The sequence below is a fragment of the Micromonospora gifhornensis genome (assembly GCF_016863515.1).
In the GTDB taxonomy this organism is placed as follows: Bacteria; Actinomycetota; Actinomycetes; order Mycobacteriales; family Micromonosporaceae; genus Micromonospora; species Micromonospora gifhornensis.
This window is the reverse complement of sequence record NZ_BOPA01000021.1, coordinates 148,769-175,554: the sequence shown is the minus strand read 5'-3', so window position 1 is coordinate 175,554 and position 26,786 is coordinate 148,769. Positions and strand designations below refer to the sequence as shown.

Annotated in this window: 20 protein-coding genes; 9 read left to right on the top strand and 11 right to left on the bottom strand. The window is 71.4% G+C overall.

Annotation, left to right across the window (positions count from 1 at the left end):
• Window positions 1-21: 21 nt before the first annotated feature.
• From Vgi01_RS16555 to Vgi01_RS16515, 9 genes are all read right to left on the bottom strand, one after another.
• A complete protein-coding gene (locus tag Vgi01_RS16555) occupies window positions 22-798 on the bottom strand; it encodes an anti-sigma factor (RefSeq protein ID WP_102658011.1) in 777 nt (258 codons plus the stop codon).
• Window positions 795-1,487, bottom strand: coding sequence for a sigma-70 family RNA polymerase sigma factor (locus Vgi01_RS16550; RefSeq protein WP_204291588.1), 693 nt, complete (start codon window positions 1,485-1,487; stop codon window positions 795-797). The genes Vgi01_RS16555 and Vgi01_RS16550 overlap by 4 nt, the downstream gene beginning before the upstream one ends.
• A gap of 83 nt (window positions 1,488-1,570) precedes the next feature.
• Window positions 1,571-2,428 carry a spermidine synthase gene (locus tag Vgi01_RS16545; RefSeq protein ID WP_204291587.1) on the bottom strand — a complete coding sequence of 286 codons (858 nt, stop codon included), beginning with the start codon at window positions 2,426-2,428 and terminating at the stop codon, window positions 1,571-1,573.
• On the bottom strand, window positions 2,428-3,381 hold the full coding sequence (locus Vgi01_RS16540) for a hypothetical protein (RefSeq protein WP_204291586.1): 954 nt from the start codon (window positions 3,379-3,381) through the stop codon (window positions 2,428-2,430). Before Vgi01_RS16540 ends, Vgi01_RS16545 begins: the two co-directional genes overlap by 1 nt.
• 7 nt (window positions 3,382-3,388) lie before the next feature.
• A complete protein-coding gene (locus Vgi01_RS16535; protein ID WP_204291585.1) occupies window positions 3,389-5,863 on the bottom strand; it encodes an AAA family ATPase in 2,475 nt (824 codons plus the stop codon).
• Window positions 5,863-7,011 carry an exonuclease SbcCD subunit D gene (locus tag Vgi01_RS16530; protein WP_102658006.1) on the bottom strand — a complete coding sequence of 383 codons (1,149 nt, stop codon included), beginning with the start codon at window positions 7,009-7,011 and terminating at the stop codon, window positions 5,863-5,865. The genes Vgi01_RS16535 and Vgi01_RS16530 overlap by 1 nt, the downstream gene beginning before the upstream one ends.
• Before the next feature lie 37 nt (window positions 7,012-7,048).
• A complete protein-coding gene (locus Vgi01_RS16525) occupies window positions 7,049-8,815 on the bottom strand; it encodes an ATP-binding protein (RefSeq protein ID WP_102658005.1) in 1,767 nt (588 codons plus the stop codon).
• Window positions 8,816-8,981: 166 nt separating this feature from the next.
• A complete protein-coding gene (locus Vgi01_RS16520) occupies window positions 8,982-11,285 on the bottom strand; it encodes a hypothetical protein (protein ID WP_204291584.1) in 2,304 nt (767 codons plus the stop codon).
• A 132-nt stretch (window positions 11,286-11,417) separates the two neighbouring features.
• A complete protein-coding gene (locus Vgi01_RS16515; protein WP_204291632.1) occupies window positions 11,418-12,164 on the bottom strand; it encodes a pyrimidine reductase family protein in 747 nt (248 codons plus the stop codon).
• A 151-nt stretch (window positions 12,165-12,315) separates the two neighbouring features.
• On the opposite strand from Vgi01_RS16515, the gene Vgi01_RS16510 reads away from it, so the two are divergent.
• The 6 genes from Vgi01_RS16510 (at window position 12,316) to Vgi01_RS16485 (ending at window position 18,947) form a co-directional block, all read left to right on the top strand.
• Window positions 12,316-12,879 (top strand): plasmid pRiA4b ORF-3 family protein, encoded by a 564-nt coding sequence (locus Vgi01_RS16510; protein WP_102658002.1) that lies wholly within the window; start codon window positions 12,316-12,318, stop codon window positions 12,877-12,879.
• 276 nt (window positions 12,880-13,155) lie between these two features.
• The gene (locus Vgi01_RS16505) at window positions 13,156-14,448 is read left to right on the top strand and encodes an ABC transporter substrate-binding protein (RefSeq protein WP_102658001.1); all 1,293 of its coding nucleotides are present in this window, start codon (window positions 13,156-13,158) and stop codon (window positions 14,446-14,448) included.
• Between the two features lie 118 nt (window positions 14,449-14,566).
• Window positions 14,567-15,532 (top strand): carbohydrate ABC transporter permease, encoded by a 966-nt coding sequence (locus tag Vgi01_RS16500; RefSeq protein ID WP_204291583.1) that lies wholly within the window; start codon window positions 14,567-14,569, stop codon window positions 15,530-15,532.
• 13 nt (window positions 15,533-15,545) lie between these two features.
• Complete coding sequence (locus Vgi01_RS16495) at window positions 15,546-16,388, top strand: carbohydrate ABC transporter permease (RefSeq protein ID WP_102657999.1); 843 nt, start codon at window positions 15,546-15,548, stop codon at window positions 16,386-16,388.
• Window positions 16,385-17,818 (top strand): GH1 family beta-glucosidase, encoded by a 1,434-nt coding sequence (locus Vgi01_RS16490; RefSeq protein ID WP_102657998.1) that lies wholly within the window; start codon window positions 16,385-16,387, stop codon window positions 17,816-17,818. Before Vgi01_RS16495 ends, Vgi01_RS16490 begins: the two co-directional genes overlap by 4 nt.
• A gap of 82 nt (window positions 17,819-17,900) precedes the next feature.
• Entirely contained in the window at window positions 17,901-18,947 is a 1,047-nt protein-coding gene (locus Vgi01_RS16485) for a LacI family DNA-binding transcriptional regulator (RefSeq protein ID WP_043720107.1), read from the top strand.
• Between the two features lie 8 nt (window positions 18,948-18,955).
• Here the strand turns inward: Vgi01_RS16485 and Vgi01_RS16480 are convergent, their stop codons facing one another.
• Together Vgi01_RS16480 and Vgi01_RS16475 are read right to left on the bottom strand one after the other, a co-directional pair.
• Window positions 18,956-20,173 carry an acyl-CoA dehydrogenase family protein gene (locus tag Vgi01_RS16480; RefSeq protein WP_204291582.1) on the bottom strand — a complete coding sequence of 406 codons (1,218 nt, stop codon included), beginning with the start codon at window positions 20,171-20,173 and terminating at the stop codon, window positions 18,956-18,958.
• The gene (locus Vgi01_RS16475) at window positions 20,173-21,264 is read right to left on the bottom strand and encodes a phosphotransferase family protein (RefSeq protein WP_204291581.1); all 1,092 of its coding nucleotides are present in this window, start codon (window positions 21,262-21,264) and stop codon (window positions 20,173-20,175) included. The genes Vgi01_RS16480 and Vgi01_RS16475 overlap by 1 nt, the downstream gene beginning before the upstream one ends.
• 149 nt (window positions 21,265-21,413) lie before the next feature.
• Between Vgi01_RS16475 and Vgi01_RS16470 the strand changes: the two genes are divergently transcribed.
• From Vgi01_RS16470 to Vgi01_RS16460, 3 genes are all read left to right on the top strand, one after another.
• The gene (locus Vgi01_RS16470) at window positions 21,414-22,115 is read left to right on the top strand and encodes an ACT domain-containing protein (RefSeq protein WP_204291631.1); all 702 of its coding nucleotides are present in this window, start codon (window positions 21,414-21,416) and stop codon (window positions 22,113-22,115) included.
• 111 nt (window positions 22,116-22,226) lie between these two features.
• Window positions 22,227-23,282 (top strand): GNAT family N-acetyltransferase, encoded by a 1,056-nt coding sequence (locus Vgi01_RS16465; protein ID WP_204291580.1) that lies wholly within the window; start codon window positions 22,227-22,229, stop codon window positions 23,280-23,282.
• A 499-nt stretch (window positions 23,283-23,781) separates the two neighbouring features.
• The gene (locus tag Vgi01_RS16460; protein WP_204291579.1) at window positions 23,782-26,706 is read left to right on the top strand and encodes a glycoside hydrolase family 9 protein; all 2,925 of its coding nucleotides are present in this window, start codon (window positions 23,782-23,784) and stop codon (window positions 26,704-26,706) included.
• Window positions 26,707-26,786 lie beyond the last annotated feature (80 nt).

Genomic DNA, 26,786 nt, shown 5'->3' with positions numbered 1-26,786 from the left:
GCCCCTGCTGCGCTGTGGTGATCAGTTGGCAGGCACCGTCACCAACGGCTTGCCCGCACCCTTGCCGTCGACCTCCTGCACCTCGAAGTGCTTCACCGCGTCCAACTTCGACGAGGTGGCGGCGGCCAGGCTCAGCTTCTGCGGATTGCTGTTGGTGCCGTAGCCGCCCTGCGGCACCGACCAGGTGGAGATGACCTCGGTGCTGGCATCCTCGCGCACCACCACCAGCCGGCACTCGCGAGGACCGGGCAGCCGACCCAGCGTGAAGGCGATGTTGGTGCCGAAGTCCTTCGAGGCGAGGAAGAACGTCGCCGTGACCCCGGTGGTCGGGTCGGTGACGTTTACCTGCCTACCCTCCTGCTCGGTACCGCCGACTCCCGGACCAACCGGGTCACCCGAGCCGGTGTTCGGCACCTGCACCGGCCCGCTGGTCGGCCCGGCGACCTGCGGCGCGGTGCCGCTGTCGGCCAGGTTGCTGAACACCACCCCGGTGATCCCGCCGAAGACCACCACCGCGGCGGCGGTCGCGAGGATCTGCCGGAACCGTGCCCGGCGGCGGTGCGTACGCATCGCCACCAACGTCCGGTCCAGCAGGACCGGATTCGTGTGGGTCTGCTCCAGCGCCGTCACCGACTCCGCGTCGATGTCGGAGAGCAGCCCGACCACCGGCACCATCGACTCCAACTCGGCGGCGCACGCCCAGCAGGTTGCGAGGTGTTCCTCGAACCGTTCCATGTCCTGTTCGTCCAGCACGCCGAGCGCGTACGCGGCGACGTCCATGTGGTCAACCCGGCTCATTCCGTCACCCCCCTCTCCTGCAAGGCTGTGCGCAGCGCGCGCAGCGCGTAGTAGACCCGTGACTTGGCGGTGCCCAGCGGCAGCCCAAGTTCCTCGGCCGCCTCTGGCACCGTACGTCCTCGGAAGTAGGTCGCGACCAGGATCTCCCGGTGCGACTGGCTCAACGTTCGTAGTGCGTCGGCGACCGTCATCGAACGCAGCACCCGGTCGGTGTTGTCCGACTCGGCGAACGCGGTCAGGTCCCGGTCGTACGTCTCGGCCGGCCGGGCCTGTTCACTGCGGTGCTCGTCGATGGCGATGCGCCGGGCCACCGTCACCAGCCAGGGGCGCAACGACCCCTGCCCCTGGGTGCCCAGCCGGTGGGCGTTGCGCCAGGCCCGCAGCAGCGTCTCCTGGACGATGTCCTCCGCCCGCTGCCGGTCACCGCCGGTCAGCCGCATCACGAACATCAGCAACGGACCGGCGTGCTCCGCGTACAGGGTGCGGATCAACTGGTCGGAGTGGGCGGCCTCGGTGGTCGTCGCCTGATGGCGGCCAGGGGCGGGGCGCGGCGTCACCGGGCTATTCTGGCGATCCGCCGCACGCGAGTCGACCCCGTTGGTGGTCGTGGTCGGCCGCGACTGGGACCGGGCAGACATCCAGTCCGCCCGCACCCGCTCGCCGTGCCAACCGGCCGCCAGTGTGTGCATGCAGACCTCCGTTGTCCATGGACAGAAAGCCGTCCCCCCACGGGCATGGCTGCCGATGGATACGCACGGCCCTGCCGAACAGATCAACGTCGGACGGAAAAAATTCCCGACGGCGGTGGCGTGGAGTCGGTGGCCTGCTCGTCGTAAACCACGGGAGCACCCCCGACGAAGTGGTCGAGGTCGGCTCCGGCGAGGACCCGGCCGGGGAACCAGTCACCGGCGGCCCGCCGGGTCAACTCCGCCACCGGTGGCTCCTGCCGGCCGGCGACCAGCACCAGGTTGCCGTAGCGGCGGCCGCGCAGCACCGCGGCGTCGGCGACCAGGCAGCCCCGAGGCAGCACGGTACGAACGGTGGCGACCTGCCCCCGGGCGTACCGCAGCGGCGGGCCGTCGGCGAGATTGGCCAGGTACCAGCCGCCCGGCCGCAGCACCCGGGCCACCTCGGCGGCGTACTGGACCGAGGTCAGTCGGGCCGGTGTGCGGGCACCGGCGAACACGTCGGCGACCACCACGTCGTAGCTGCCGTCCCGGGTGCTGGTCAATGCCGCGCGGGCATCGTCGACCCGCACCTTCAGACGTGCGTCGGCCCGCCACGGCAGGGCCCGCCGGACCAGGTCGACCAGGGCGGCGTCCACTTCGACCACCCGCTGGGCGGAGCCGGGTCGGGTGGCGGCGACGTACCGGGGCAGCGTCAACGCGCCACCGCCCAGGTGCAGCACCCGCAACGGGGTGCCGGCGGGCGCGATCAGGTCGAAGGCGGCGGCCAGCCGCCGGACGTACTCGAACTCCAGGTGGGTCGGGTCGTTCAAGTCCACATGCGACTGTGGTGCGCCGTCCAGCATGAGCGTCCACGAGCCGGGGCGGTCCGGATCCGGGGCCAGCTCGGCGAGCCCGGTGTCGACCTGTTCGGTGACCCGCTCGGTGTCGCGGCGGCGGCCCATCAGCGGTTGGTCCGGGCGGCGGCGGTCAGCGCACGGTGCAGCAGGCGGGCATCACCCAACCGGGACCGCAGCAGCCGCTCCAGGCCGGCGATCGGCACCAGATTCTGTGGAGCCCGGGGATCCTTGTACGGGCTGGAGGCGAACCGGGGCAACGTGACAAGCGACAGATCCGCCAGCCGTACCGCCTCGGTGATCTCCAGGTCGGCGGAGCATTCGATCCGGACGATGCCGGCCCACGGCGCCCCGGCGGCCACCGGCAGCCGCAGATACCACGACCAGCCACCCCAGGCGGTGCCGAGCCGGAACACCGGCGACCGGTGACCCGGCGCCAGCCCGGTGACCACGGCGGTGAGCCGGGCGTCGAGATACTGGCTGTGCTGGGTCTTGATGTAGCCGAGGGTGCGCGGCAGTTGCCGCCGGTTGCGTAACGGCCCGTCCACCACCAGCAGGTCGTCATCGGTACGGGCGGCGTCGGAGACCTCCACCTCCAGCGCGGTCAGCGGCCCCTGCACGGCGGCCGGCAACTTCGCCAACTCGCCGGTGCCGCTGACCCGGTGCACCGGATAGCGGACGTTGCCGGCCACCACCTCGCCCGCCGACGGGCTGGCGGTGAACAAGCCCCGGCCCACCCTGGCCCCGGCCAGGTGCGCCGCCCCACGCTCCAGATCGCAGCGCACCACCCCGGCGGCGTACGACGCGGCCAGGCCGGGGAAGGAGGTGCCGTCCTCCTCGGCCGTCCAGACGCTGGCGTCGATCCGGCGTACCCCGTCGACGAGCAGCACCACGTCCGGGGCCCGCACCCCCGGGCGGGGGCCGATGGCCCGCCAGTCCACCGCGGGCAACTCGGCGTCGGCGTCGACCTGGGCGCTGCTCGGCGCGGCCGGCCCCGCCGCCGACGCCTCGAACGAGGCCCCGTAGGCGGGATCCCAACTGTCGACGAAGAACCGCGTCATGGGAGCCTCACCGGCCGGTGCGTTCGACGCGGGCCGAGCGGGCGTCCTTGCGTACCTCGAAGCGGACCGGAATCCGCTCGGCCAGCGCCGGCACGTGGGTGACCACACCGACCATCCGGTCGCCCCGGGCGGCCAGGTTCTCCAGGGTGGCCGCGACGGTGTCGAGGGTGGCCGCGTCGAGAGTGCCGAAGCCCTCGTCGAGCACGATCGACTCCAGGCTGGCGGCCGTGGTGGAGAGCCCGGCCAACTGCTCGGACAACGCCAACGCCAACGCCAGCGACGCCTGGAACGTCTCACCGCCCGACAGTGTCCGCACGCCGCGCCGCAGACCGGCGTCGTGGTGATCGACGACGAAGAACTCGCCCTTGTCGTGGATCAGGTCGTACTGGCCGCCGGACAGCTCCCGCAGGATCCCCGACGCCCCGTCGACAAGCAGGTCCAGGGCTTCGGCCAGCAGCCACCGCTCGAAGTTGTTGGCCCGCAGGTGCCCGGCCAACGCCCGGGCGACCTGGGCCTGCCGCTCGTGCTCGGCGCGCTGCTCACGCAGCTCGGCGGCCTGCTCACGGCGCTCGACCAGCCGACGCAGCTCGGCCTCGGCCCGCTCCACCGCGACCGTGGCGGCGCGTACCGGATCGTCGGGGGCCGGCAACCCGGCGTCGGCGAAGATGCCGTCGATGCGGGCGGCCACCGCGCGGGTCGCCGTCTCCGCGTCGGCCACCGACGCGGCCAGGCCGTCCCGCTGCGACCGGCGCTGTCGCGCCTGCTCCTGCGCCCACTTCGCCAGGGTGGCCCAGGCGGCGGCCAGGTCGTCCCGGTCCGCGGCCGGCGGACCGAAGCGGGCCAACCCGTCGCGGGTGCCGTCGAAGTGCCGCCACGCCGTACGCAGCCGCTCCTGCGCGGCATCCACCGTGCCCCGCGCCCGCCGGGCGGCGTCCCGACCGGCCCGTACCGCCGTGGCCGCCTCGTCCAGCGCCGCCCGCAGCCGGGTGTGTTCGTCGAGTCGCTCGCGCAGCGTCTGCGCGCTCGCCGCGTCGGCGAGCCGTTCGTCCAGTGCGGACAGTCGGGCCTGTATCCCGTCGTGTTCGGCGCGGGTGCGCACCAGCACCCGGTCCAGGTCCCGTGCCGCCGCGTCGCGTTCGACCACCAGCCGTTTCGCGGCCTCGCTGGCCGCCCGCGCCGACTTGCCGGCGGCCACCGCGCGGGCCACCGCCGACCCGGCCGGCATCGCCGGCACCCGGGCCACCACCTGCTCGCACACCGGGCAGGCGTCCCCGTCGCTCAGGTGCGCCCGCAGCGCCGCCGCCTGGTCGGCGGTCTTCGCCTCCTCGTGGGCCTGGAACGCCGCCGCCAGCTCCGCCTCGGCCCGCTCGGCCGCCGCGGTCGCCTGCGCCAGCGCCGCCACGGCCGCGTCGTGTTCGGCGCCGGCGGCCTGCACCGCCGCGCGCAGTGCCACGGCCTGACCGGCCAACTGCTCCCGCTCGGCGTAGGACCGCAGCTGCAACCGCAGGGTGCTCTCGTCGCCGAGGGCGGTCAGTTCGCCGCGCAGCTTCTCCTCGCGCTCCTCGGCCAGCGACACCGCGTCGACCGCGGCGTCGGCCGCCGCCCGGGCAGATGCCACCGCCTGCGTCAGCTCGGCCGTGCCGTCCGGTGCCCGGACCGCGTCCAGCACGGCCAACTCGGCGTCGAGGGCGGCCAGCGCCTGCGTCACCTCGCGCGCCGTCGCCCGCGCCGTCTCCAGCTCCGGTACGGCGGCGGTGACCGCCGTGGCCAGCTCGGTCATCCGCGCGACCTGCTCGGTGGCCCGTTCCAGGGTGGCGTCGTCGGTGTCGGCGAGCCCGGCGAGCAACTGGTCGACCGTCTCCAGCTTCGCCTCGGCCTGCGCGGCCCGCCCGGTGGCCCGCTGCTGCACCTGCTCGTAGACGCCGAGGCCGAGCAGGTTGACCAGGATCTGCTGCCGGGTGGCCGGCCGGGCGTGCAGGAAGTCGGCGAACTGCCCCTGCGGCAGCACCACGCAACTGGTGAACTGTTCGTACGGCAGGCCGACCGCCGCCAGCACCGCCTCGTCCATCTCGCCCGGGGTGCCGGCGACCACCTCGCCGAGATCCTCCGGGCTCAGCCCGGTGTCCAGCTTGGTGACGTCGAAGCCGTCCGGCATCAACTGCAACCCGGCGTTGGCGGTCTTCACATTGCCCCGGCCGTCGCGGCGCACCACCCGGGTCGCGACGTACCGGGCCCCGGCCGACTCGAACACCAGCCGCACCCGGGCCTCCGTCGCCGACGGAGCCAGCGCGTTACCCAACCCGCGCGTGCCACCCCAGCGGGGCACCGTGCCGTAGAGGGCGAAGCAGATCGCGTCGAGCACCGTCGACTTGCCGGAACCGGTGGGCCCGACCAGGGCGAAGAAGTCCGCGTCGGTGAAGTCGATGGTGGTCTCGTCGCGGAACACGGTGAAACCGGCCAGGTCCAGTCGCATCGGCCGCATCAGTGCTCGACCTCCTCGAGCAACTCGTCGAAGAGGTCCCGGACACCGTCGTCGGCGTGCCCCCGACTGTCCAGGTAGTCGGCGAACAACTGCCGGGGGGAACGCCCGGATCGTTGGGCGACCCGGGTGCCGCTGCCCGGCGCCGGCACCAGCTCCGGGTCGATGCGGATCTCCAGCGCCCGGGGGAACAACTCCTGCACCTCCTCGCGCAGCCCGGCGCGGGGCTGCTCGCGCACGTACACCCGCAGCCAACCCTCCGGTGCGGTGATCCCGGCGAGCTGCGCCAGCGTGCCGCGTACGGTGTGCAGCGCCGTCGCCGCCGTCACCGGCACCTCCCGCACCTGCGCCGCGGTGGTCGCGCTCACCTCGACCAGGGTCACCGACGGGACGTTCTCCTGCTCGCCGAAGTCCACCGCGAGGGGTGCCCCGCTGTAGCGGATCGGGCACGGCCCCTGCACCCGCTGGGCGCGGTGCAGATGCCCGAGCGCGACGTAGTGCGCGGTGCCGGGGAAGACCGTGGCGGGCACCGCGTACCCCATCACCGTGTGCGCGTCCCGTTCACCGCCGCCGGTGGCCGCCCCGACCACGGTCAGGTGGGCGGTGACCAGGTGGACGCGGTCCGGCTCGGTGAAGCCCTCGGTCAGCCGGGACAGGATGCGGCCCAGGTGATCGGCGTAGGTCTGGGTGGTCTCCGCGGCGGTCAGCTCGTACATCTCCACCGCGCGGATGGCGTACCGCTGGGACAGGAACGGCAGGGCGGCCAGCTGCCAGCGTTCCCCGCCGGCGGTGGTGCCGTCGATGACGTGCTCGGCCGGGTCCTCGCGGACCGCGCCGCGCAAGGTGATGCCGGCGGCCTCGGCCCAGGGACGCAGCGCGTCAAGCGCCGGGCCGTTGTCGTGGTTGCCGCCGATGGCGACCACGTCCGCGCCGGTACGCCGCAGCGCGGTCAACGCCCGGGTGACCAGCCGGGTCGCCTCCGCCGTCGGCGCGGCGGTGTCGTAGAGGTCACCGGCGATGACGACCAGGTCCGGCCGCTCCTGCCGGGCGATGTCGATGACCCCGGCCAGCACGTTCTTGTGCTCCTCGGCCCGTGACTGTCCCTTGAGGACCTTGCCCACGTGCCAGTCGGAGGTGTGCAGGATCTTCACTGGGCCGGCCTCCTCGCGCTCACCACAACCAAGCTCCTCAGAACGGGATGTCGTCGTCGACGCTGCCGCCACCGGAGCCGACCACGGCGAACGGGTCGGCGGACTGGGTGATCGAGCGCAGTGTCTGCGACGGCGCGGCCCCGGCCTCGGAGACCCGGGTCGCCCAGGCCGGGAAGGGGAACTCCAGGCAGAGCGGGACCGGGATGTCCGGCTGGTTGACGAACATCGTGCCCGGCTTGGCCAGCAACGCGCGTTGCCGCTGGGCCGGCGGGAGGAAACCGTACTCGGGACGGGACGCCTCGGCCGGGTCGAGCCGACCCACCACCCGGATCGCCGAGTTGGTGACGATGCGGCGTTCCACCTCGCTGGCGGTCTGCTGGGCCCCGATCAGGATCACCCCGAGCGAGCGGCCCCGCTCGGCGATGTCGAGCAGCACCTCCTTGATCGGGGAGGAGCCCTCCCGCGGGGCGTACTTGTTCAGTTCGTCGAGCACCACGAACAGCAGTGGCTTGGCGGTGCCGGCCTTCTCCTTGCGCTCGAATTCGCTCTTGAGCGTCACACCCACCACGAACCGCTGCGCGCGGTCGGGCAGGTTGTGCAGGTCGACCACTGTCACCTGGGCGCTCTCCGCGGTGTTGATCGAGTGCGGGCGGCGGGTGGCCAGGTCGCCCCGGATCAGCCGGGACAGGTCCTTCTTGCTGCCGATCAACCGCCGGGCGAAGGCGTTGACCGTGCCCAGGCCGACCGCGCTTCCGGCCCACTCGCCGCGGGTCTCGTCGTCGCTGAGCTGCTCGACGATGTGGTCGACCAGGTCGCCGTAGCTGCCCAGGCGCACCCCGTCGAGGCTCACCCCGCCGTCGGCCGGCTGGGCGTAGCGGGCCAGGTGGGCGGCGACCGAGTGGACCACCATCGTGTACTGCTGGCGTTCGTCGTCGGCGTCGGCGAAGACGTACGGCAGGAGCCGGTCGGCGCAGAACTCCGACAGCGTCCAGTAGAAGCTGTCGACCCCGGTCAGTCGGCTGCTCACGTCGGGGGTGCCGGAGGAGTCACCGACTCGGGGCGGGGCGTACACCCGTACGTCACCGAAGGCGTCGGCGACCAGGCCGAGGCGGGCGTACGCGGCCCGGGTGGCGTCGTCGAGCCGGGTGTTCGGGTGGTCGAGGAAGAGCAGGTCCTCGCCCTTCACGTTGAAGATCAGCGCCTTGGCGTTTACCGCGTCACCGCCCAACTGGCCGGAGCGGAACACCGAGTAGAGCAGGAAGGTGGCGAAGCTGGTCTTGGTGGCCACCCCGGAGATGCCGGAGATCGACACGTGGGCACCCCGGGTGCCGTCCAGGAAGTCGGCGTTGAGGTAGACCGGCACCCCGTCGCGGCCGGTGCCCATCGGGATGCGGCGCTCCATCCGGTCGAAGTGCAGCGCCCGCGCCCGGGCGTCACCCTCGGCCCGGTGCACCACCGCGCCGGGCTGCGGCGGCACGTAGAACTCCGGGTCGACCCGGGTGGTGGTGATCTCGGCGGCCTCCTGCACCTGGGCGGGCAGGGTGCCGTCGGCGATGGCGAACACGTCGGAGTCGAACTGGGCGCCCTCGTGCCGCGCCCGGACCTGGGTGACCACCCCGGCGATGGTCACCGGCTCCCGGTCGGGCAGCTCCCGGCGGGTCACCACCACGTCGTCGAGTTGCAGATAGCTGCCGGGGGCGACGGCCGTCCAGAACTGCAGGGGAGTGGCGTCGGCGGTGCCGAGCACCCGGCCGACCCCTTCGCCCGGACCCTCGCCCGTGACGTCGAACCCCGGGTCAGTCATCGGGCGGCTCCTCCTGAGCGGTCTTCGCGGTCGGCACGCACGCCCTGCATCCTGCCGGAGGAGTACGACACACCGCCACGCGACGCGGCGGAGGCCACGTCGGGACTCCGGGGCCGACCGCGCAGCGCGACGACGCCCCCACCGCGCGTGCCGGTAGGCGGGATTCCTACCGGTCCGGGCCGAGGTGGAGCAGGTCCGGGTCGAGTCGCCCGGCCAACTGCCGTACGGCAGCCTCGTACTGCGGATCGGTGTGGTACGGCCAATGCTGGTCGATGCGGGGCGGCACGGTGTCGTCCGGCGGCACGGTGACCTCGACCGGGTCCCGCAACCGGCGGTCGACGGTGCCGGCCGGCGGCGGCACCCGGGGCGGCTGCCCGGGCCAGTGCGCGGAGAAGACGGGACCGCCGATCGGGTCGGTGTCGCGCCACAGGTTGATCCATCGCCAGCCGACCCGGTCGCCGACCTCGTGCAGCACGTCGTCACCGAGGAAGGCCGGACAGAGCCGCGAGTAGAGCCGGTGCAACGGGCTGCCGTGGGTCAGCAACGCCACCCGGGGCAGCACCTCCGGCGGCAACTGGAGCAGGGTGGCGGCGGCGAGCACCGAGCCGTGGGAGTGCCCGGAGAGGATCACCCCTCCTTTGCGGGCCAGTGCGCTGACCCGCTTGGCGAGTTCCGGCACGGCCCGCTCGGCGTAGCAGGGCGGCGCGAACGGATGCACCGTACGTGGCCAGAACGTGCCCAGGTCCCAGAGCACCGCGACCGAGCGGCGGGTGCCCTCCGAGCGGTAGGAGACCACCCCGAGGACCACGATCCCGACCGCGACCAGCCCGATCACGTAGATCCCGGCGTCGGTCGCGAGCGCCAGGTTGGTGGTCGCCTGACCGTCGGTCCTGGCCAGGTGCCGTGACAGCTCCGACGGCCCGATGCCGATCAGGTCCAGGGCGACGATCGCCACGCCGAGCAGGGACAGCACCAGGAAGACGACGAAGATCGGCCCGAGTTGTTCGGTGAACGCCGCCCGGGCGACGACCTCCCGGACGGCGGTGCGCTGGGCCAACGCCTCCGGCGGGGGATCGGGGAAGTCTCGTCGGACGATCTGCTCGGCCAACCGGCGTCGCCGTCGCCTTGTCGCGACGATCCGCCAGAGTGCCGCGATCGCGACGACCATGATCGCCGCCAGCCCGGCAAGTGCCGCCCAGCGGTAGGAGACCGGTGGCTCCAGCGGTGGTGCGCCGGGTCGTACCGGCCGTGCCGGGTTCGGGATGTCGCTGCGGTCGAGAAAATCGGCCACCCGGTACACCAGCGCGGCGGCGAATCCGTAGGCGGCGGCGACCGCCGCGGTGGCGAGCATCGGGCCGGCCAGACCACCCAGCCACAACGAGGTTCCCGCGCGGCTGCGCCGCCGCTGGTGCCAGGTGGTGACGGTAAGCGCGATCAGCAGGCCGGCCTGGACCGCGATCAACGCGGCCACCGCGCCCTCGTATCCGGGTAGTTGCCCGTGCGGTGGCTCCGGTTCCAACGGCACCACGGTGTAGGCGAGCGACAGCAGGGTGACCACCGTCGTGGCCTGGCGCAGCCGCCGTACGCCCCGCATGTCGACAGGTCCCCGGCCCGGCCCCTCGTCGACGGCGCGGGCCGGGCGGCAGAGCAGGACGGCCGCGACGGCGAGCAGACACCAGGCCGCACCGAAGAGCACGTACACCACGGGCGTGGGACGGAGGTGGATCTGCGCGCCGAGCAGGATCGTGTCGAGGGTGCCGAGCCCGACCGCGACGTGCAGTGTCAGCAGTCGACGCACCACGATCGCGTCGTTCCAGAAGCCGGGTTCGTCGATGCGGTCCTCGCCGAGGGCGTCGCGCGCCTGCCCGGGCACGGCCGGGAACGCTTCGAAGGCCCGGGACGAACGTGCGCCGAGCCACCACAGCAGCCGCAGCGCGGCGATGGGCGCCAGCGCGAGGATCGCCAGGCGTGGCCCGAGGGGGATGCTGCCGAGCCAGGCCAGGTAGCCGCGGCCCGCCCGGCAGGGCTGGTAGCCGACGCACTGCCAGCCGACCAGGTCGATGCTCACCCCCACGACGGACAGCACGAACGCCGCGGTCAGGGTGGCGGCGAGCAGCCGGCACAGCGGGCCGATCAACCCGCCGGCCCCGCCGGTCGCCGGCCGCGCCCAGACGGCGAGGTTGACAAGCATGAACGGCAACAGGAACAGCAGGGAGAGGGTACGCACCGTGGCGCCGGCGGTGAGCGCCCCCCAGCGGTACGCTTCGATCTTCAGTCCGCCGGGCCGGTCGCTGATGCCGAACCCGGGCCGGGGGCGGTAGAAGGCGGCGTTGTCGTCACCGGCGACCCGGATCACCACCGGGTGGTCCAGCAGCGTCTCGGCGGAGGTGCCCGAGACGCCGTGCACCCGTAGTTCGACCACCTCGTGCGTCAACGTCCCGTCCTCCGGCACCTGCCGATCCCGGTTCACGGTATTGAGCTGACCTGGGCGCCGTTGGCGGTTCGGCCATTTCCGCCGACACTCGTGCAAGCGGTCAGGCGGCTGTCGCGCAGGTGGCTGCCGTGCTGTTGGCTGTCGTGCTGGTGGCTGCCGGGGCCGGCGTCAGGGGCGGGCGTGGCGCAACAGCAGGGTGCCGTCGCCCGCGAGCAGCACGTGGCGCAGCGGCAGGTGCCGTGCCGGGCTCGGCGTACCGGCGGTGATCCGGCCGGCGCCGGCACCGGCGAGCAGCGGCGCCACCGACAGGCAGACCTCGTCGACCAGGTCGGCGGCGGTGAGCGCGCCGAACAGGTGCGGGCCGCCTTCGCAGAGCACCTGTTCGAGGCCACGCCGCCGCAGTTCGGCCAGGCCGACGGCGAGGTCGACCTCGTCGGCGCCGCAGTGCACCAGGTCGGCCACGGCGGCCAGGTCCGGTGCCGCAGGCGCGCCGTCGCGGGTGAGCACCATCGGGCGTACCGGCGCGTCGGCGAAGGCGGCCTGGGCGGGGTCGAGGTCGAGGCTGTTGGAGACCACCACGAGCGTCGGATATTCGGCCAGTCCGTGCCGGCGTCGCCAGGCGCGGCGCTGTTCGTCGAGCCGCAGCGCCCGGTAACCCTCGTGGCGCAGCGTGCCGGCGGCCACCAGCAGCGCGTCGCAGACCATGCGCAGTAGCCGGAAGACCCGCTTGTCGGGCTCGCCGGACAACCCGGCCGAGTAGCCGTCGAGGCTCACCGCGCCGTCGACGCTTGTCACGAAGTTCATCCGCAGCTGCGGCGTGTCGGCCCGGCGATAGAGCGCGGTCAGCGCATCGTCGTCCAGCGGGGCGGGTGACGGATCCGGCCAGAGGGCGGAAATCGGCGCGTCGGCGGTCATTCGCTGGCCGGACCGGTGACGACGGGGGTGGGTCGAGGGGTACGGTGCTGGCAGTCGCACCAGTTCCGGCCCGGGCAGTCGTCGTGCCGCCGCGCCCGGCACGCTCGGCAGATCATGCTCGCAGCCTATGCCGAGGAAGGATGGGACACGCATGCCGCGTCAGATCTTCCAGCTGAGGATCTCGCTGTCCGGGGTTCGTCCCACGATCTGGCGGCGGGTGCTCGTGCCCGGTGGCTACACGTTGGATCGCCTGCACCGGGTGGTGCAGCACGCGATGGGTTGGCGCGACTGTCATCTGCACTCGTTCGAGATCGACGGCGTGCAGTACGGCGAACCGGACCCCGACGGCGATCTGGCGCTGGACGACGAGTTGACCCTGCACGACGAGTTGGACGTGCGGCTGGACGCGGTGGCGGGCAAGGGCAGCCGGTTGCAGTACACGTACGACTTCGGTGACTGGTGGGAGCACGACCTGCTGGTGGAGGACGTGGTCACCGCCGATGCCGACGAGCGTTACCCGAGGTGTGTCGACGGCGAGCGGGCCGCTCCGCCGGAGAGCGTCGGCGGTGCGCAGGGGCACCTGCTGCTGCTCGCCGCACTCGCCGATCCGGGGCACCCGGAGCACGCGGCGATGCGCGCGTGGGCCGGTGACGGTTTCGACCCGGAGGCATTCGACGCCGGCCGGGTGACCACACTGCTGCGGCGCTTCTGCTGATCAAGGACGTTCCGGCAACGTGGCCGGCCGGTCTTCGAGGCTGGCACGAAGCGGGATCAAACCGGTTCGGTGGTAACGATCTGGGAACGCTCCCAATGGCCTATTGACACTCCTGATACCTCCCGGCAATCTCATGGGAGCGTTCCCAAGGGGCGTAGATCACATCTCAGCGCGCCCCGGGGCGTCGACGACCGGCTGACCAGCCGGCGGCCGGCAGACGCTGCGGTACCCCCCCCCACCACATAAACCAGCCTCACCACTGAAAGAGGGGTCAGGATGAACCTCACCAAGCGGCGTGCCCGCCTGGCGGCAGCCACCGTGGCGGCGATCACCGCCGTCGGTGGCCTCGCGGCCTGCGGTAACGACGACGACAACACCTCGACTGACGGCGGCAAGCCCGCCAAGCTGGTCGTCGACACCTTCGGCGAGATGGGCTACGACGAGCTCGTCAAGCAGTACGAGCAGCAGACCGGCATCAAGGTCGAGCTGCGCAAGACCGCCCAGCTCGGTGAGTACCGGCCCAAGCTGGTCCGCTACCTGGCCACCGGCAAGGGCGCGGCGGACGTGACCGCCCTGGAGGAGGGCATCCTCAACGAGTTCAAGGCCAACCCGCGTAACTGGGTCGACCTGAACCCGCTGATCGACTCCGGCATCACCGACGACTACCTGCCCTGGAAGTGGGAGCTGGGCAAGGCGCCGGACGGGCGACTCATCGGTCTGCCCACCGACGTCGGCAGCCTCGCCGTCTGCTACCGCAAGGACCTCTTCGAGCAGGCCGGCCTGCCCACCGAGCGGGACCAGGTCGCGGCCCTCTGGCCGGACTGGAACGGCTACCACGAGGCCGGCAAGAAGTACAAGCAGGCCACCGGCAAGGCCTTCGTCGACTCGATCACCGCAGTCTCGAACGGCGTGCTGTTCCAGCAGGGCAGCGACCTGTTCTACGACAAGGAGAACAACATCATCGCGGACAGCAGCCCCGCGGTGAAGAACGCCTGGGAGACCGCCACCTCGATGGTGGACATCTCCGCCAAGGCGTCCACCTGGTCGGCGGAGTGGAACGGCGGCTTCAAGCAGGGCACCTTCGCGACCACCTTCTGCCCGTCCTGGATGCTCGGCATCGTGCAGGACAACTCCGGCGCCGAGAACAAGGGCAAGTGGGACGTGGCGGCCGTGCCGGGCGGCGGCGGCAACTGGGGCGGCTCCTGGCTGGCCGTGCCGGAACAGAGCAAGCACCAGAAGGAGGCGGCGAAGCTCGCCGAGTTCCTGACCAACGCCACCAGCCAGGTGGAGGCCTTCAAGGCCAAGGGTCCGCTGCCGACCAACCTGGAGGCGCTGAAGAACGAGGAGTTCCTCAGCTACACCAACGAGTACTTCAGCAACGCCCCGACCGGCAAGATCTTCGGGGAGAGCGTCGCCAAGATCGAGCCCGTGCACCTCGGCCCGAAGCACCAGGCCGTCAAGGAGAACGCGTACGAGCCGGCACTGCGAGCGTTCGAGAACGGTCAGGCCGACAAGAACAAGGCCTGGGAGCAGTTCACGAAGGACGCAGCGACTCAGGGTGCCTTCTGAGTGAATCCTGACACCGGTGGCGTTCGGGGACGGGGCCCGAACGCCACCGGTCGGTCCCCATCCGGGTAGCCCCCTGCGTGTGGGCTACCCGGGCCTTGCCGGCAAAGGAAACCAAGCCATGAGCCTCTCGGCCACGACGGCGCCGCCGTCGCCCGCACCACCGCCTTCGGAGACACCACCTCGGCGGCGGGGGAGTCTGCTCAACCGCCTCGACATGAAGTACTCGCCGTACCTCTACATCGCGCCGTTCTTCGTGATCTTCGGCGTTTTCTCGCTGTACCCGATGGTCCGTACCGCCTGGATGTCCCTGCACGACTGGGACATGATCGGCGAGAAGGAGTTCATCGGGCTCGACAACTACACCGCGCTGCTGTCCGACGACTACTTCTGGAACGCGCTGGGCAACACCTTCGGCATCTTCGCGCTGTCGACCATCCCGCAGTTGCTGCTGGCGCTCTTCCTGGCGAACCTGCTCAACCGCTCCATGCTGCGGGCCAAGACCTTCTTCCGGATGGCGATCTTCGTCCCGAACGTGGTCTCGGTGGCCGCGGTCGCGATCGTCTTCGGCATGCTGTTCCAGCGCGACTTCGGTCTGTTCAACTGGCTGCTCAGCACCGTCGGGGTGGACGCGATCGACTGGCGCAACCAGACGTGGAGCTCCTGGACCGCGATCGCCACCATGGTCAACTGGCGGTGGACCGGTTACAACACGCTGATCCTGCTCGCCGGCATGCAGGCCATTCCGAAGGACCTGTACGAGGCCGCCGCGATCGACGGGGCCAGCCAGTGGCGACAGTTCTGGCAGATCACCCTGCCGATGCTCAAGCCCACCTTCCTCTTCGTGGTCATCCTCTCCACGATCGGCGGCATGCAGCTCTTCACCGAGCCGCTGCTCTTCGCCAACGGCAGCGTCATCGGCGGCAACCAGCGGGAGTACCAGACGCTGGCGATGTACATGTTCGAAAAGGGCATCTACAACCTGAGCACCGCCGGCTACGGCGCCGCGGTGGCCTGGGCGATCTTCATGATCATCGTGTTGGTGTCGCTGGTCAACTTCCTACTCGTGCGCCGCTCGGCCAAGTGAGGAGAGATCGGAAATGATCTCGGCTTCCCAGCGCCTGTGGCGCACCAGTCCGCTGACCTACGTCGCGCTCGTGATGGCGGCGCTGTTCTCCATCTACCCCTTGTACTACATGGTGGTGGTCAGCACCCGCACGTTGGACTCGATCAACGACGTGCCGCCGCCGATGACCCCGGGCGGAGCCTTCGGAGACAACTTCGGCCGAGTGCTCGACAACGAGGCGGCCAACTTCCTCACCGGTCTGATGAACTCGATCATCGTGTCCTCGGTGGTCACCCTCGCGGTGGTGCTCACCGGCTCGCTGGCCGGCTTCGCCTTCGCCAAGCTGCGTTTCCGGGGCCGCAACATCCTGCTGCTGTCGATCATCGTCACCATGATGATCCCGACCCAGATGGGCCTCATCCCGCTCTGGGGCATGATGCAGACCCTGGGGTGGTACGACAGCCTGCTCGCGGTCACCGTGCCGTTCCTGGTCACCGCCTTCGGCGTGTTCATGATGCGGCAGTACGCCACTCAGGCGATCTCCGACGAGCTGATCGAGGCCGGTCGGGTCGACGGCGCCAGCACCTTCCGGATCTACTGGAACATCGTGCTCCCCGCGCTGCGTCCCGCCGCCGCCGTGCTCGGTCTGCTGACCTTCATGGAGCAGTGGAACTCCTTCCTCTGGCCGTACGCGATCCTCACCCCGGAGAACCCGACCCTCCAGGTCTCGCTCTCCTTCCTCTCGTACGCCTACTACACCGACTACTCCCAGGTCTTCGCCGCCACCGCGGTCGGCACCCTGCCGTTGGTGATCGTGTTCATCGTGTTCGGCCGTCAGATCATCGGCGGCATCATGGAAGGTGCAGTCAAGTCGTGAGCAACCCTGCCACCCCGCCCGCAGTCGGCGTCCTCGACGAGCGTGCGCCGCTGACCTTCCCGCCGGGCTTCCTCTGGGGAGCGGCCACCGCCGCCTACCAGATCGAGGGGGCCGCGGCCGAAGGTGGGCGTACCCCGTCGATCTGGGACACCTTCAGCCACACCGAGGGACGCACGGTCGCCGGGCACACCGGTGACGTCGCCTGCGACCACTACCACCGGGTCGGCGACGACGTACGGCTGATGGCCGAGCTGGGGCTCAAGTCGTACCGGTTCTCGGTCTCCTGGCCCCGGGTGCAGCCCGGCGGGTCCGGTCCCGTCAACCCCGAGGGGCTCGACTTCTACAAGCGGCTGGTCGACGACCTGCTGGCCAACGGGATCGAGCCCTGGCTCACCCTCTACCACTGGGACCTGCCCCAGGAGTTGGAGGACGCCGGGGGCTGGCCCGCCCGCGACACCGCCGCCCGCTTCGCCGAGTACGCGCAGTTGATGGCGAACGCCCTCGGCGACCGGGTGAAGTACTGGACCACGCTCAACGAGCCCTGGTGCTCGGCCTTCCTCGGCTACGGCTCCGGGGTGCACGCCCCGGGCCGTACCGACGGGGCGGCTTCGGTCCAGGCCGGGCATCACCTGATGCTCGGGCACGGGCTCGCCGTGCAGGCGCTGCGTGCCACGCTGCCCCAGGCGCAACTCGGTGTCACCGTGAACCTCTACCCGGTCACCCCGGCCAGCGACGCGCCCGGCGACGTCGACGCCGCGCGACGCATCGACGGGTTGGCCAACCGGTTCTTCCTCGACCCGATGCTGCGGGGCCAGTACCCCGACGACCTGGTCGCCGACCTGGCGAAGGTGACCGACTTCGGGCACGTCCGCGACGGGGACCTGGCCGTCATCTCCACGCCGATGGACCTGGTCGGGGTGAACTACTACAGCCGGCACGTGGTCGCCGCGCCGGTCCCCGGTGAGCAGCCCGAGCGGTACTGGCGGGCACCGACCAACTGGCCGGGCAGCGAGGACGTGCGGTTCGTCACCCGGGGCGTGCCGGTCACCGACATGGACTGGGAGATCGATGCTCCCGGGCTGGTGGAGACGCTGCGTCGGGTGCACGAGGAGTACACGGATCTCCCGCTCTACGTGACGGAGAACGGTTCCGCGTTCGTCGACGCGGTGATCGACGGCCAGGTCGACGATGTCGATCGACTGGCGTACTTCGACGCGCACCTGCGTGCCGCGCACGAGGCGATCAGCGCCGGTGTCCCCCTGCAGGGATACTTCGCATGGTCACTGTTGGATAATTTTGAGTGGGCCTGGGGCTACACCAAGCGGTTCGGCATGATCTACGTCGACTACGACAGCCAGACTCGCATCCCCAAGTCCAGCGCCAGGTGGTACGCAGAGGTGATCCGACGCAACGGTCTGGCCGCACAATAAGGCGACGGCCAGTCAGTAACGGGCGGCCCGGCACCGACGCTCGACCAGGTGCCGGTGCCGCCTGACGTCGGAGGAGCAGACGATGACAACGCAGCGCACCCGGTCACTCGGGCGCCCGACCCTGGACGCGGTCGCGGCGCGTGCGGGTGTTGGCCGTGGGACTGTCTCCCGCGTGGTCAACGGCTCTCCCCAGGTGAGCCCGGAGGCCCGTGCCGCCGTGCAACAGGCCATCGCCGAACTGGGGTACGTGCCGAACCGGGCCGCCCGCGCGCTGGTCACCCAGCGGACCGACTCGGTGGCGCTGGTGGTCAGCGAGTCCGGTGAGCGGATCTTCGCCGAGCCGTTCTTCGCCGGCATCGTGCGGGGGATCAGCTCGACCCTGCTGGAGACCCCGCTTCAGCTCTGGCTGGCCATGGCGCAGTCCCCGCTGGAGCGGGAGCGGGTCGAGCACCACCTGACCAACCAGCACGTCGACGGCGTACTGCTGCTGTCGCTGCACGACGACGACCCGTTGCCCACGCTGCTGGAGGAGCGCGGCCTGCCGACGGTGCTCGGTGGTCGGCCCGCGCGGATGCTGCACCCGGAGGCCCAACCCGCCTCCTTCGTCGACGTGGACAACGTCGGCGGGGCCCGCCAGGCCGTGGAATACCTGGCCGGTCGCGGCCGGCGACGCATCGCCACCATCGCCGGCCCGCAGGACATGGGCGCCGGTCTGGCCCGCCTCTCCGGCTACCGGGACGCGGTCCGCAGCGCCGGGTTCGGCATCAACCCCGACCTGATCGGGTACGGCGACTTCAGCGAGGAGAGCGGCGCGACCGCCATGCGGCACCTGTTGGAGCGCTGCCCCGACCTGGACGCGGTCTTCGTCGCGGCCGACCTGATGGCGTTCGGCGCGATGCGTACGTTGCGGGAGTCCGGCCGCCGGATACCCGAGGACGTGGCGGTGATCGGCTTCGACGACGCGCCCATCGCCCGGCAGGCGGTCCCTCCGTTGACCTCGGTCTTCCAGCCGGTGGAGGAGATGGGACGGCAGATGGCCCGGCTGCTGGTCGCCCGGATCCGCGGTGACGAGATCCCCGCCCCGCACATCGTGCTCCAGACGCAGCTGGTGGAACGCGCCTCCACCTGACCAGCGCTTCAGTCCGCAGCCCAGCGGCGTAGTTCGCGTCTGGCGAGGCTGGCGCGGTGCACCTCGTCGGGGCCGTCGGCGAGCCGCAGCGTGCGGGCCTGGGCCCAGAGCGCGGCCAGCGGGGTGTCCTGACTGACCCCGGCGGCGCCGTGTGCCTGGACGGCCTTGTCGATCACCCACTCGGCCATCGCCGGGGTGGCGATCTTGATTGCCTGGATCTCGGTGTGCGCGCCCTTGTTGCCGACCGTGTCCATCAGCCAGGCGGTCTTGAGCACCAGCAGGCGGGCCTGCTCGATGCGGACCCGGGACTCGGCGATCCACTCGCGTACCACGCCCTGCTCGGCAAGCGGGCGGCCGAACGCGACCCGCTCGGTGACCCGCCGGCAGAGCAGTTCCAGTGCCCGTTCGGCCATCCCGACCAGCCGCATGCAGTGGTGGATCCGGCCGGGGCCGAGGCGGGCCTGGGCGATGGCGAAACCGGTGCCCTCGGTGCCGATCAGGTTTTCCACCGGCACCCGTACGCCTGTGAAGTCGATCTCGGCGTGCCCGCCGTGCGGGCCGTCGCTGTAGCCGTACACCGTCATGCCTCGGCGGACCGTGACGCCCGGGGTGTCCCGGGGGACCAGGACCATGCTCTGCTGCCGGTGCCGCTCGGCGCCCGGATCGGTCTTGCCCATCACGATGAACAGCTCGCAGGCCGGATCCATCGCCCCGGACGACCACCACTTGCGTCCGTCGATCACATAGTGGTCGCCGTCGCGGCGGATCGAGGTGGCGATGTTCGTGGCGTCGGAGGAGGCCACCTCCGGCTCGGTCATGCAGAACGCGGACCGGATCTCACCGGCCAACAGCGGGGCCAGCCAGCGTTCCCGTTGGGCGGGGGAGCCGAACTCGGCGAGCAGTTCCATGTTGCCGGTGTCCGGTGCCGCGCAGTTGAGCGCCTCCGGGGCGAGATGCGGGCTGCGGCCGGTCAGCTCGGCCAGCGGGGCGTACTGGAGGTTGGTCAGCCCGGCACCGTAGCGCGGGTCGGGCAGGAAGAGGTTCCACAGGCCGCGCCGGCGGGCCTCGGCCTTCAACTCGGCAAGCACCGGCGGACGGACCCACGGGTCACCGGCGGCGGCCACCTGCGCCGCGTGCACCGCCTCGGCCGGGTGGACGTGCTGGTCGAGGAAGTCCGTCAGCTCCGCGCGCAACTGCTCGGTGCGGGCGTCGTACCCGAAGTCCATCAGCTCTCCCTTACCGCGTTCAGTCCGTGCGTGACCAGCGGCGCCACCATGTCCCCGATGGTGTCGAAGCCCTCACCGAGGGTCTGCCCGAGGGTGTACCGGTAGTGGATGCCCTCGCAGATCACCGCGAGCTTGAAGCAACCGAGGGCGATGTGCCAGTGCAGCGGGCCGACGTCGACGGCGCTGCGGTCGACGTACCGGTCGATCAGTTCGGTGCCGGTGGGGAAGCCGGCCCGTGGGCCCAGGCCGTCGGCGACCGGGTTGCCGTCGGCGATGTCGCTGCCGCCGAGCACCTCCCAGTACGTCAGCAGCAGACCGAGGTCGGCCAGCGGGTCGCCGAGGGTGGCCATCTCCCAGTCCAGTACGCCCGCCACGGTCACCGGATCGACAGTCGCGAGCAGGTTGTCCAGGCGGTAGTCGCCGTGCACGATGCGGCCGGCGTTGCGGCCCTCGGGTGCGGTGGTGGCGAGCAGGTCGCGCAGGTCGTCGATGCCGGGCAGCGGCCGGCTGCGGGAGCGGTCCAACTGCCCGGCCCAGCGGCGTACCTGCCGGGCGAGGTAACCCTCGGGGCGGCCGAAGTCGGCCAGGTCGACCGCCTCCGGTTCGACCGTGTGCAGGGCCGCGAGGGTGTCCATCATCGCCATGGCCAGCCCGTGTCGCTGCGCGGCGGTGAGCCGGTCGGTCTGCCGCCGGCTGCGGAACACCTCGCCGGGCACCCGTCGCATCAGGTAGAAGGGCGCGCCGAGCACGTCCGGGTCCGAGCACAGCAACACCGCGTCCGGCACCGGTACGTCGGTCGGGGCGAGCGCCGAGATCACCCGGAACTCCCGGGCCATGTCGTGCGCGGTGGCCAGCACGTGCCCGAGCGGCGGACGGCGCAGCACCAACTCCTGTCCGCCGGCCCACAGCAGGTAGGTCAGGTTGGACCGGCCGCCGGTGATCAGCTCGGCCCGCAGCGGGGCGGTGGCCAGTTCGGGTCGGTGTTCGGCCAGGTAGCGGCCGAGTCGACCCAGGTCCAGACCGGCGGGGGAGTCGCCGTCGGTGTCCCGGTGCCGCTCCGGCGTCGGGTGGCGGGTGGCCGGATCGGTCATCCGGACAGTTCAGGGCAGCTCGGACCGCTTGTCAAGGTCAGGTTTGACCCTCGGGTCATGCCGCCGCAACAGGGACGAAATGGTCACCTGGCAGCCTGGTGATCAGCCTGCCGGCCCTGGTGCTGGCCCGCCGAGCGGAGGGGTTCGAGATGTTGTTGCGCGTACGGGTCACCCTGCCGGACCGCCCGGGCACACTCGGCCAGGTGGCCCGCACCCTCGGGGTGTCGGGCGCGGACATCGTCCAGGTGGTCGTGCTGGAACGGCTCGGCGGGCGCGCGGTCGACGACTTCACCGTGGTGTGGCCCGGCGCCGCTCGGGTCGAACGGCTGCTGGCGGGCCTGGCGGCGATCCCCGGCGTCCGGGTGGACGGGGTGTGGCGGGCGATCGGCGCGCCCACCACCACCGGCCAGGACGCCGAACTGTTGGCACAGGTCGCCGCCAACCCGACCGACGGGCTGGCCACCCTTGTCGACGCGGTGCCCGGACTGCTCGCCGCCGACTGGGCGGTCGCCGCGGTGGTGCCCGTCGACTGGGCCAGCCGCACCGGCGGCGGTGGGGCCACGGTCGCGCACGCCAGCTGGCGTACGCCGGTGCCGCCGTGCCTGCCGGAGGTGACCCCGCTGCGGGCCCGGTCGATGACCATGCGCGACGGCGGGCACTTCGCGGTCGCGCCGTTCGGTCGGGCCGGGCTGGTCATGGTCGTGTGCCGCGAGCACAGCGAGTCGTTGACCCCGGCCACGTTCCACTCCACCGAGGTGGACCGGCTGGCGCAGCTGGTCCGGGCCAGCGCGGTGATCCTCGGCGACCGGCTGGACCTGGTCGACGTTCCGCCGATCACCGCCACGCCGTGACCGCCCCTGGCCAGCTGTGACGTACGCCGCAGGGCCGGACGCGGCTCGACACGGCGGGGCAATCGGCCGGCAACAGGCGGGCGCGAGGGTGGTACGCGAAGGGAGGCACCAATGACCCTCTGGCGAATTCGGGCCACCGTCGACGACCGACCGGGCTACCTGTCGGTGCTCACGGCGAGCCTCGCGTTGCGCGGCGTCAACATCCTCACCGTGCAGGTGCACACCACCGAGCACGGTGCCGTCGACGATTTCCTTGTCGACGCGCCGGACACCCTCGACGAGGCGGACCTCGTCGCCGCTGTCGAGCGGGGTCGGGGGCGGGACTGCTGGGTGGCGCGCAGCGAGGCGCGTGGCCTGGTCGACCAGCCGACCCGGGTGCTCGCTCTGGCGACCCGGTTGGTGCGTGACCCGGACGCGACCGGGGAGGTGTTGCGGGCCCTGCTCGGTGCCGACGAGGTGACCTGGCGCCCGGCGTCCGAGGCGGCCCGGTGTGGGATCGACGGCCTGACGATGCTGCTGGCCGACCCCAACGGGGGCGCGTACCACCTGCGTCGGGCCGCGCCGAGCTTCACCCCTGCGGAGTACGCGCGAGCCCAGGCGTTGCTGGAGTTGGGCGCCACCGCGGCGGGCCGGGGCGCTGACCAGATCACCGTCGTTCTGCCCGACGGGGCCGAGTTGACAGTCCGTCCGGCGGTCGCCGAGGACCTGACCGCGGTGGTCGAGCTGCACGAGGCCTGCTCGGCCCGTACCCGCCAGCGGCGCTACCTGGGTGGGGCGGCGTCGCCGACACCGGCGCGGCTGCGGCGGCTGCTGGAGCCGACCCGTGGACTGACTCTCGTCGCGGTCACCAACGACGCCGATCCGTCGACGGAGACGGTGGTGGCGATGGCGAACCTGCTCGCCGAGGGCGACGAGGCCGAGTTGGCGCTGCTGGTACGCGACGACTGGCAGCGGCGTGGGCTGGGTTCGATGCTGTTGCGGCGGCTGGTCCGGCAGGCCGAGTCGAGTGGGTACGCGGCCACGGTGCTGCACACCCAGGCCGACAACACGCCGATGCTGCGTACGCTGCGCCGGCTGCACCGACCGACCACGATCGAGCAGGACGGTGGCCTGCTGACCGTGACGGTGCCCCTGGTCGCCGAGGTGCCGGCGGAGAGCGCGGGCTGACCGGGGGAATCAGACGACCGACCTCCGATGCGGAGGACGGTGAGAAGGGCAGGACTTCCGGTGCGGAGGCCCTGCCCTTCGCCTGTGGCACGACAAAAACGGCCGCCGGAGGGACACCGGCGGCCGTTTTCTGGTGGTTGGTATGCAGCGAGCTTTCCCGACCTGGTCGGGGGATGACACAAGTTTGCCTGCCGACCGCCCGTGTTGATCTCAGGTGAACGGTCTGACCTGGGCGGACGGGAGGATCTCCTGTCGCGACGACGGAGACGATTCGAGGGCTCAAGACGGCGTGTCGGCGTAACACGCCGGGCCTGCTCGGCGCTGCTCGCGGCTCCGCGTCGGCCTTCCCAAAGTGGTCGGTGCCAGATTACATTGCTACCTATCCATGGGAGCGCTCCCGGTCCTGCTGGATCCCATCCTCCGCCACCTTGCCGGCAGCCGTCCATCCCGACGCGGCACGCGTCGGCGCTGCCTGCCCCGCACCGACAGGAGCAGCCGCATGCACCACACCAGAGGGCCGCGTCGCGCCCGCGGCGACGAGCCCGGCCACCACCAGCCCTGGTCCCGCCGGCTCCGAACCGCCGGCACCGCCCTCGCCACCGGGCTCGCGCTGGTGCTCGGCGTACCGGCGGCCGGTGTCGCCGCGCCGACCACCGGCGACGCCTCGACCAGCGCCGCCGCGCCCGCCTTCAACTACGCCGAGGCGCTGCAGAAGTCCCTGCTGTTCTACGAGGCGCAGCAGTCCGGGAAGCTGCCGGACTGGAACCGGGTCTCCTGGCGCGGCGACTCCGGCCTGCGCGACGGCTCCGACGTCGGGCTCGACCTGACCGGCGGCTGGTACGACGCCGGTGACCACGTCAAGTTCGGCTTCCCGATGGCGTTCACCACCACCATGCTCGCCTGGGGTGCGGTGGAGTACCGGTCCGGCTACGCCGCCTCCGGTCAGCTCACCCACCTGCTGAACAACCTGCGGTTCGTCAACGACTACTTCGTCAAGGCGCACCCGGCCCCGAACGTGCTCTACGGGCAGGTGGGCAAGGGCGACGACGACCACAAGTGGTGGGGCCCGGCCGAGGTGATGCCGATGGCGCGGCCCGCGTACAAGATCGATGCCAGCTGTGGCGGCGCGGACCTGGCCGGGGAGACGGCGGCGGCGATGGCCGCCTCCTCGATGGTGTTCCGACCCACCGATGCCGCGTACGCCGACAAGCTGCTCACCCACGCGCGGCAGCTCTACACCTTCGCCGACACGGTGCGCAAGAACTACCACGAGTGCATCACCGACGCGACAAGCTTCTACCGCTCCTGGAGCGGCTACCAGGACGAGTTGGTCTGGGGTGCGATCTGGCTGTACCGGGCCACCGGCGACGCCACCTACCTGGCCAAGGCCGAGAGCGAGTACGACAAGCTCGGCACCGAGCCGCAGACCACCACCCGCTCCTACAAGTGGACGGTGGCCTGGGACAACAAGCAGTTCGGGGCGTACGTGCTGCTGGCCAACCTGACCGGCAAGCAGAAGTACATCGACGACGCCAACCGCTGGCTGGACTTCTGGACCGTCGGCGTCAACGGCGAGCGGGTGCGCTACTCGCCCGGCGGGATGGCCGTGCTCGACTCCTGGGGCGCGCTGCGCTACGCGGCCAACACCGCGTTCGCCGCCCTGGTCTACAGCGACAAGACCACCGACGCGACCCGCAAGGCCCGCTACAAGGACTTCGCCGTCCGGCAGATCAACTACGCGCTCGGCGACAACCCGCGCAACTCCAGCTACGTGATCGGCTTCGGCGCCAACTCCCCGAAGAACCCGCACCACCGCACCGCGCACGGCTCCTGGTGGGACAGCATGACCGTACCCACCGAGACCCGGCACACCCTCTACGGCGCCCTGGTCGGCGGGCCGTCCTCGCCGAACGACGCGTACACCGACAACCGGTCGGACTACGTGATGAACGAGGTCGCCACCGACTACAACGCCGGCTTCACCTCCGCGCTGGCCCGACTGACCCAGGAGTACGGCGGCACCCCGTTGGCCAACTTCCCGGTCGCCGAGCAGCCCGACATCGACGAGCTGACCGTGGAGACCACGGTCATGCAGAACGAGACCCGGGCCACCGGGATCAAGGCCATCGTCTACAACAAGTCGGCCTTCCCGGCGCGGGCGCTGACCGACGCCAAGTTCCGCTACTACTTCCGGGTCAGCGGCCTCGGCCTGTCGCCGGTGGTGGTCACCCCCGGCTACACCCAGGGCTGCCCGGCGCCCACCTCCGCCCGCAACGTAAGCGGCGATCTCTATTACGTCGAGGTCGACTGCACCGGGCACACCATCGCGCCGGCCGGTCAGTCGCAGCACCGGATGGAGGTGCAGTTCAAGATCGGCGTCCCCGAGGGTGTCGCGTGGGACCCGAGCGACGACCCGTCGTACCAGGCCACCGCCGGGCCCAACCGCAAGGTGCCGCTGTACGTCGGCGGCCAGCGGGTGTGGGGCGAGGAGCCTGCCACCAGTACGGACACCACACCGCCGACCGTTCCCGGCACGCCCGTGGCGACCTCGGTCGCCTCCCGTTCGGTGAGCCTGACCTGGGCGCCGTCGACCGACAGCGGCAGCGGTGTCGACGTCTACATCGTCAACACCCACGTGGTCGGCAGCGACACCTACAGCTGGTATCCCGCGAGCACGAACTCGCTGGTGCTCAGCGTGTCGCCGGGACGCACCTACGAGATCAACGTGCAGGCTCGGGACAAGGCCGGCAACACCTCGTCCCACTCGCCGACGCTGACCGTGACCGTGCCGGCCGTCGACGACGGGGACAACCAGCCACCCACCGCGCCCGGCTCGTTGACCGCTTCGCAGATCACCACGACCGGGGTGACCCTGAACTGGACGCCGTCGACCGACAACGTGGGCGTGACCGGCTATCGGATCTACCGGGGACCGGCGCTCGGTGACGTTCTGGTCGCCACGGTCACCGGCACCACGTACCAGGTGACCGGCCTGGAGCCGGACATCACGTACTACTTCTACGTGGTGGCGATCGACGCGGCCGGCAACGCCTCGTCGCCCTCGGACCGGGTGACCGTGACGACGTCGGCACCGCTGCCGACCTCGCCCTGCCGGATCACCTACGGCACCAACGACTGGGGCACCGGCTTCACCGCCAACATCACCATCGCCAACACCGGCACCACGGCGATCAACGGCTGGACCCTGGCGTTCACCTTCCCGCACAGCGGCCAACGGGTCGGCCAGAGCTGGTCGGCGACCTTCCAGCAGACCGGCACCTCGGTGACCGCCACCAACATGTCCTACAACGGCACCATCGCGCCGGGTGCCTCGACAAGCATCGGCTTCAACGGCACCCACACCGGCAGCAACCCGAGGCCGACCAGCTTCACCCTCAACGGCAACACCTGCACCATCGGCTGACGGACGCATCGTGGGTCGGGGCGGCTCACCGACCGGTGAGCCGCCCCGCCCTCGTCCACATCCGCCGGCGGGATCCCAGC

Bases quoted from the DNA above. Each gene is read 5' to 3' on its own strand.
- Vgi01_RS16555 (WP_102658011.1), bottom strand. From the start codon at position 798: ATGAGCCGGGTTGACCACATGGACGTCGCCGCGTACGCGCTCGGCGTG.
- Vgi01_RS16550 (WP_204291588.1), bottom strand. From the start codon at position 1,487: ATGCACACACTGGCGGCCGGTTGGCACGGCGAGCGGGTGCGGGCGGAC.
- Vgi01_RS16545 (WP_204291587.1), bottom strand. From the start codon at position 2,428: ATGGGCCGCCGCCGCGACACCGAGCGGGTCACCGAACAGGTCGACACC.
- Vgi01_RS16540 (WP_204291586.1), bottom strand. From the start codon at position 3,381: ATGACGCGGTTCTTCGTCGACAGTTGGGATCCCGCCTACGGGGCCTCG.
- Vgi01_RS16535 (WP_204291585.1), bottom strand. From the start codon at position 5,863: ATGCGGCCGATGCGACTGGACCTGGCCGGTTTCACCGTGTTCCGCGAC.
- Vgi01_RS16525 (WP_102658005.1), bottom strand. From the start codon at position 8,815: ATGACTGACCCGGGGTTCGACGTCACGGGCGAGGGTCCGGGCGAAGGG.
- Vgi01_RS16515 (WP_204291632.1), bottom strand. From the start codon at position 12,164: ATGACCGCCGACGCGCCGATTTCCGCCCTCTGGCCGGATCCGTCACCC.
- Vgi01_RS16510 (WP_102658002.1), top strand. From the start codon at position 12,316: ATGCCGCGTCAGATCTTCCAGCTGAGGATCTCGCTGTCCGGGGTTCGT.
- Vgi01_RS16505 (WP_102658001.1), top strand. From the start codon at position 13,156: ATGAACCTCACCAAGCGGCGTGCCCGCCTGGCGGCAGCCACCGTGGCG.
- Vgi01_RS16500 (WP_204291583.1), top strand. From the start codon at position 14,567: ATGAGCCTCTCGGCCACGACGGCGCCGCCGTCGCCCGCACCACCGCCT.
- Vgi01_RS16495 (WP_102657999.1), top strand. From the start codon at position 15,546: ATGATCTCGGCTTCCCAGCGCCTGTGGCGCACCAGTCCGCTGACCTAC.
- Vgi01_RS16485 (WP_043720107.1), top strand. From the start codon at position 17,901: ATGACAACGCAGCGCACCCGGTCACTCGGGCGCCCGACCCTGGACGCG.
- Vgi01_RS16480 (WP_204291582.1), bottom strand. From the start codon at position 20,173: ATGGACTTCGGGTACGACGCCCGCACCGAGCAGTTGCGCGCGGAGCTG.
- Vgi01_RS16475 (WP_204291581.1), bottom strand. From the start codon at position 21,264: ATGACCGATCCGGCCACCCGCCACCCGACGCCGGAGCGGCACCGGGAC.
- Vgi01_RS16470 (WP_204291631.1), top strand. From the start codon at position 21,414: ATGTTGTTGCGCGTACGGGTCACCCTGCCGGACCGCCCGGGCACACTC.
- Vgi01_RS16465 (WP_204291580.1), top strand. From the start codon at position 22,227: ATGACCCTCTGGCGAATTCGGGCCACCGTCGACGACCGACCGGGCTAC.
- Vgi01_RS16460 (WP_204291579.1), top strand. From the start codon at position 23,782: ATGCACCACACCAGAGGGCCGCGTCGCGCCCGCGGCGACGAGCCCGGC.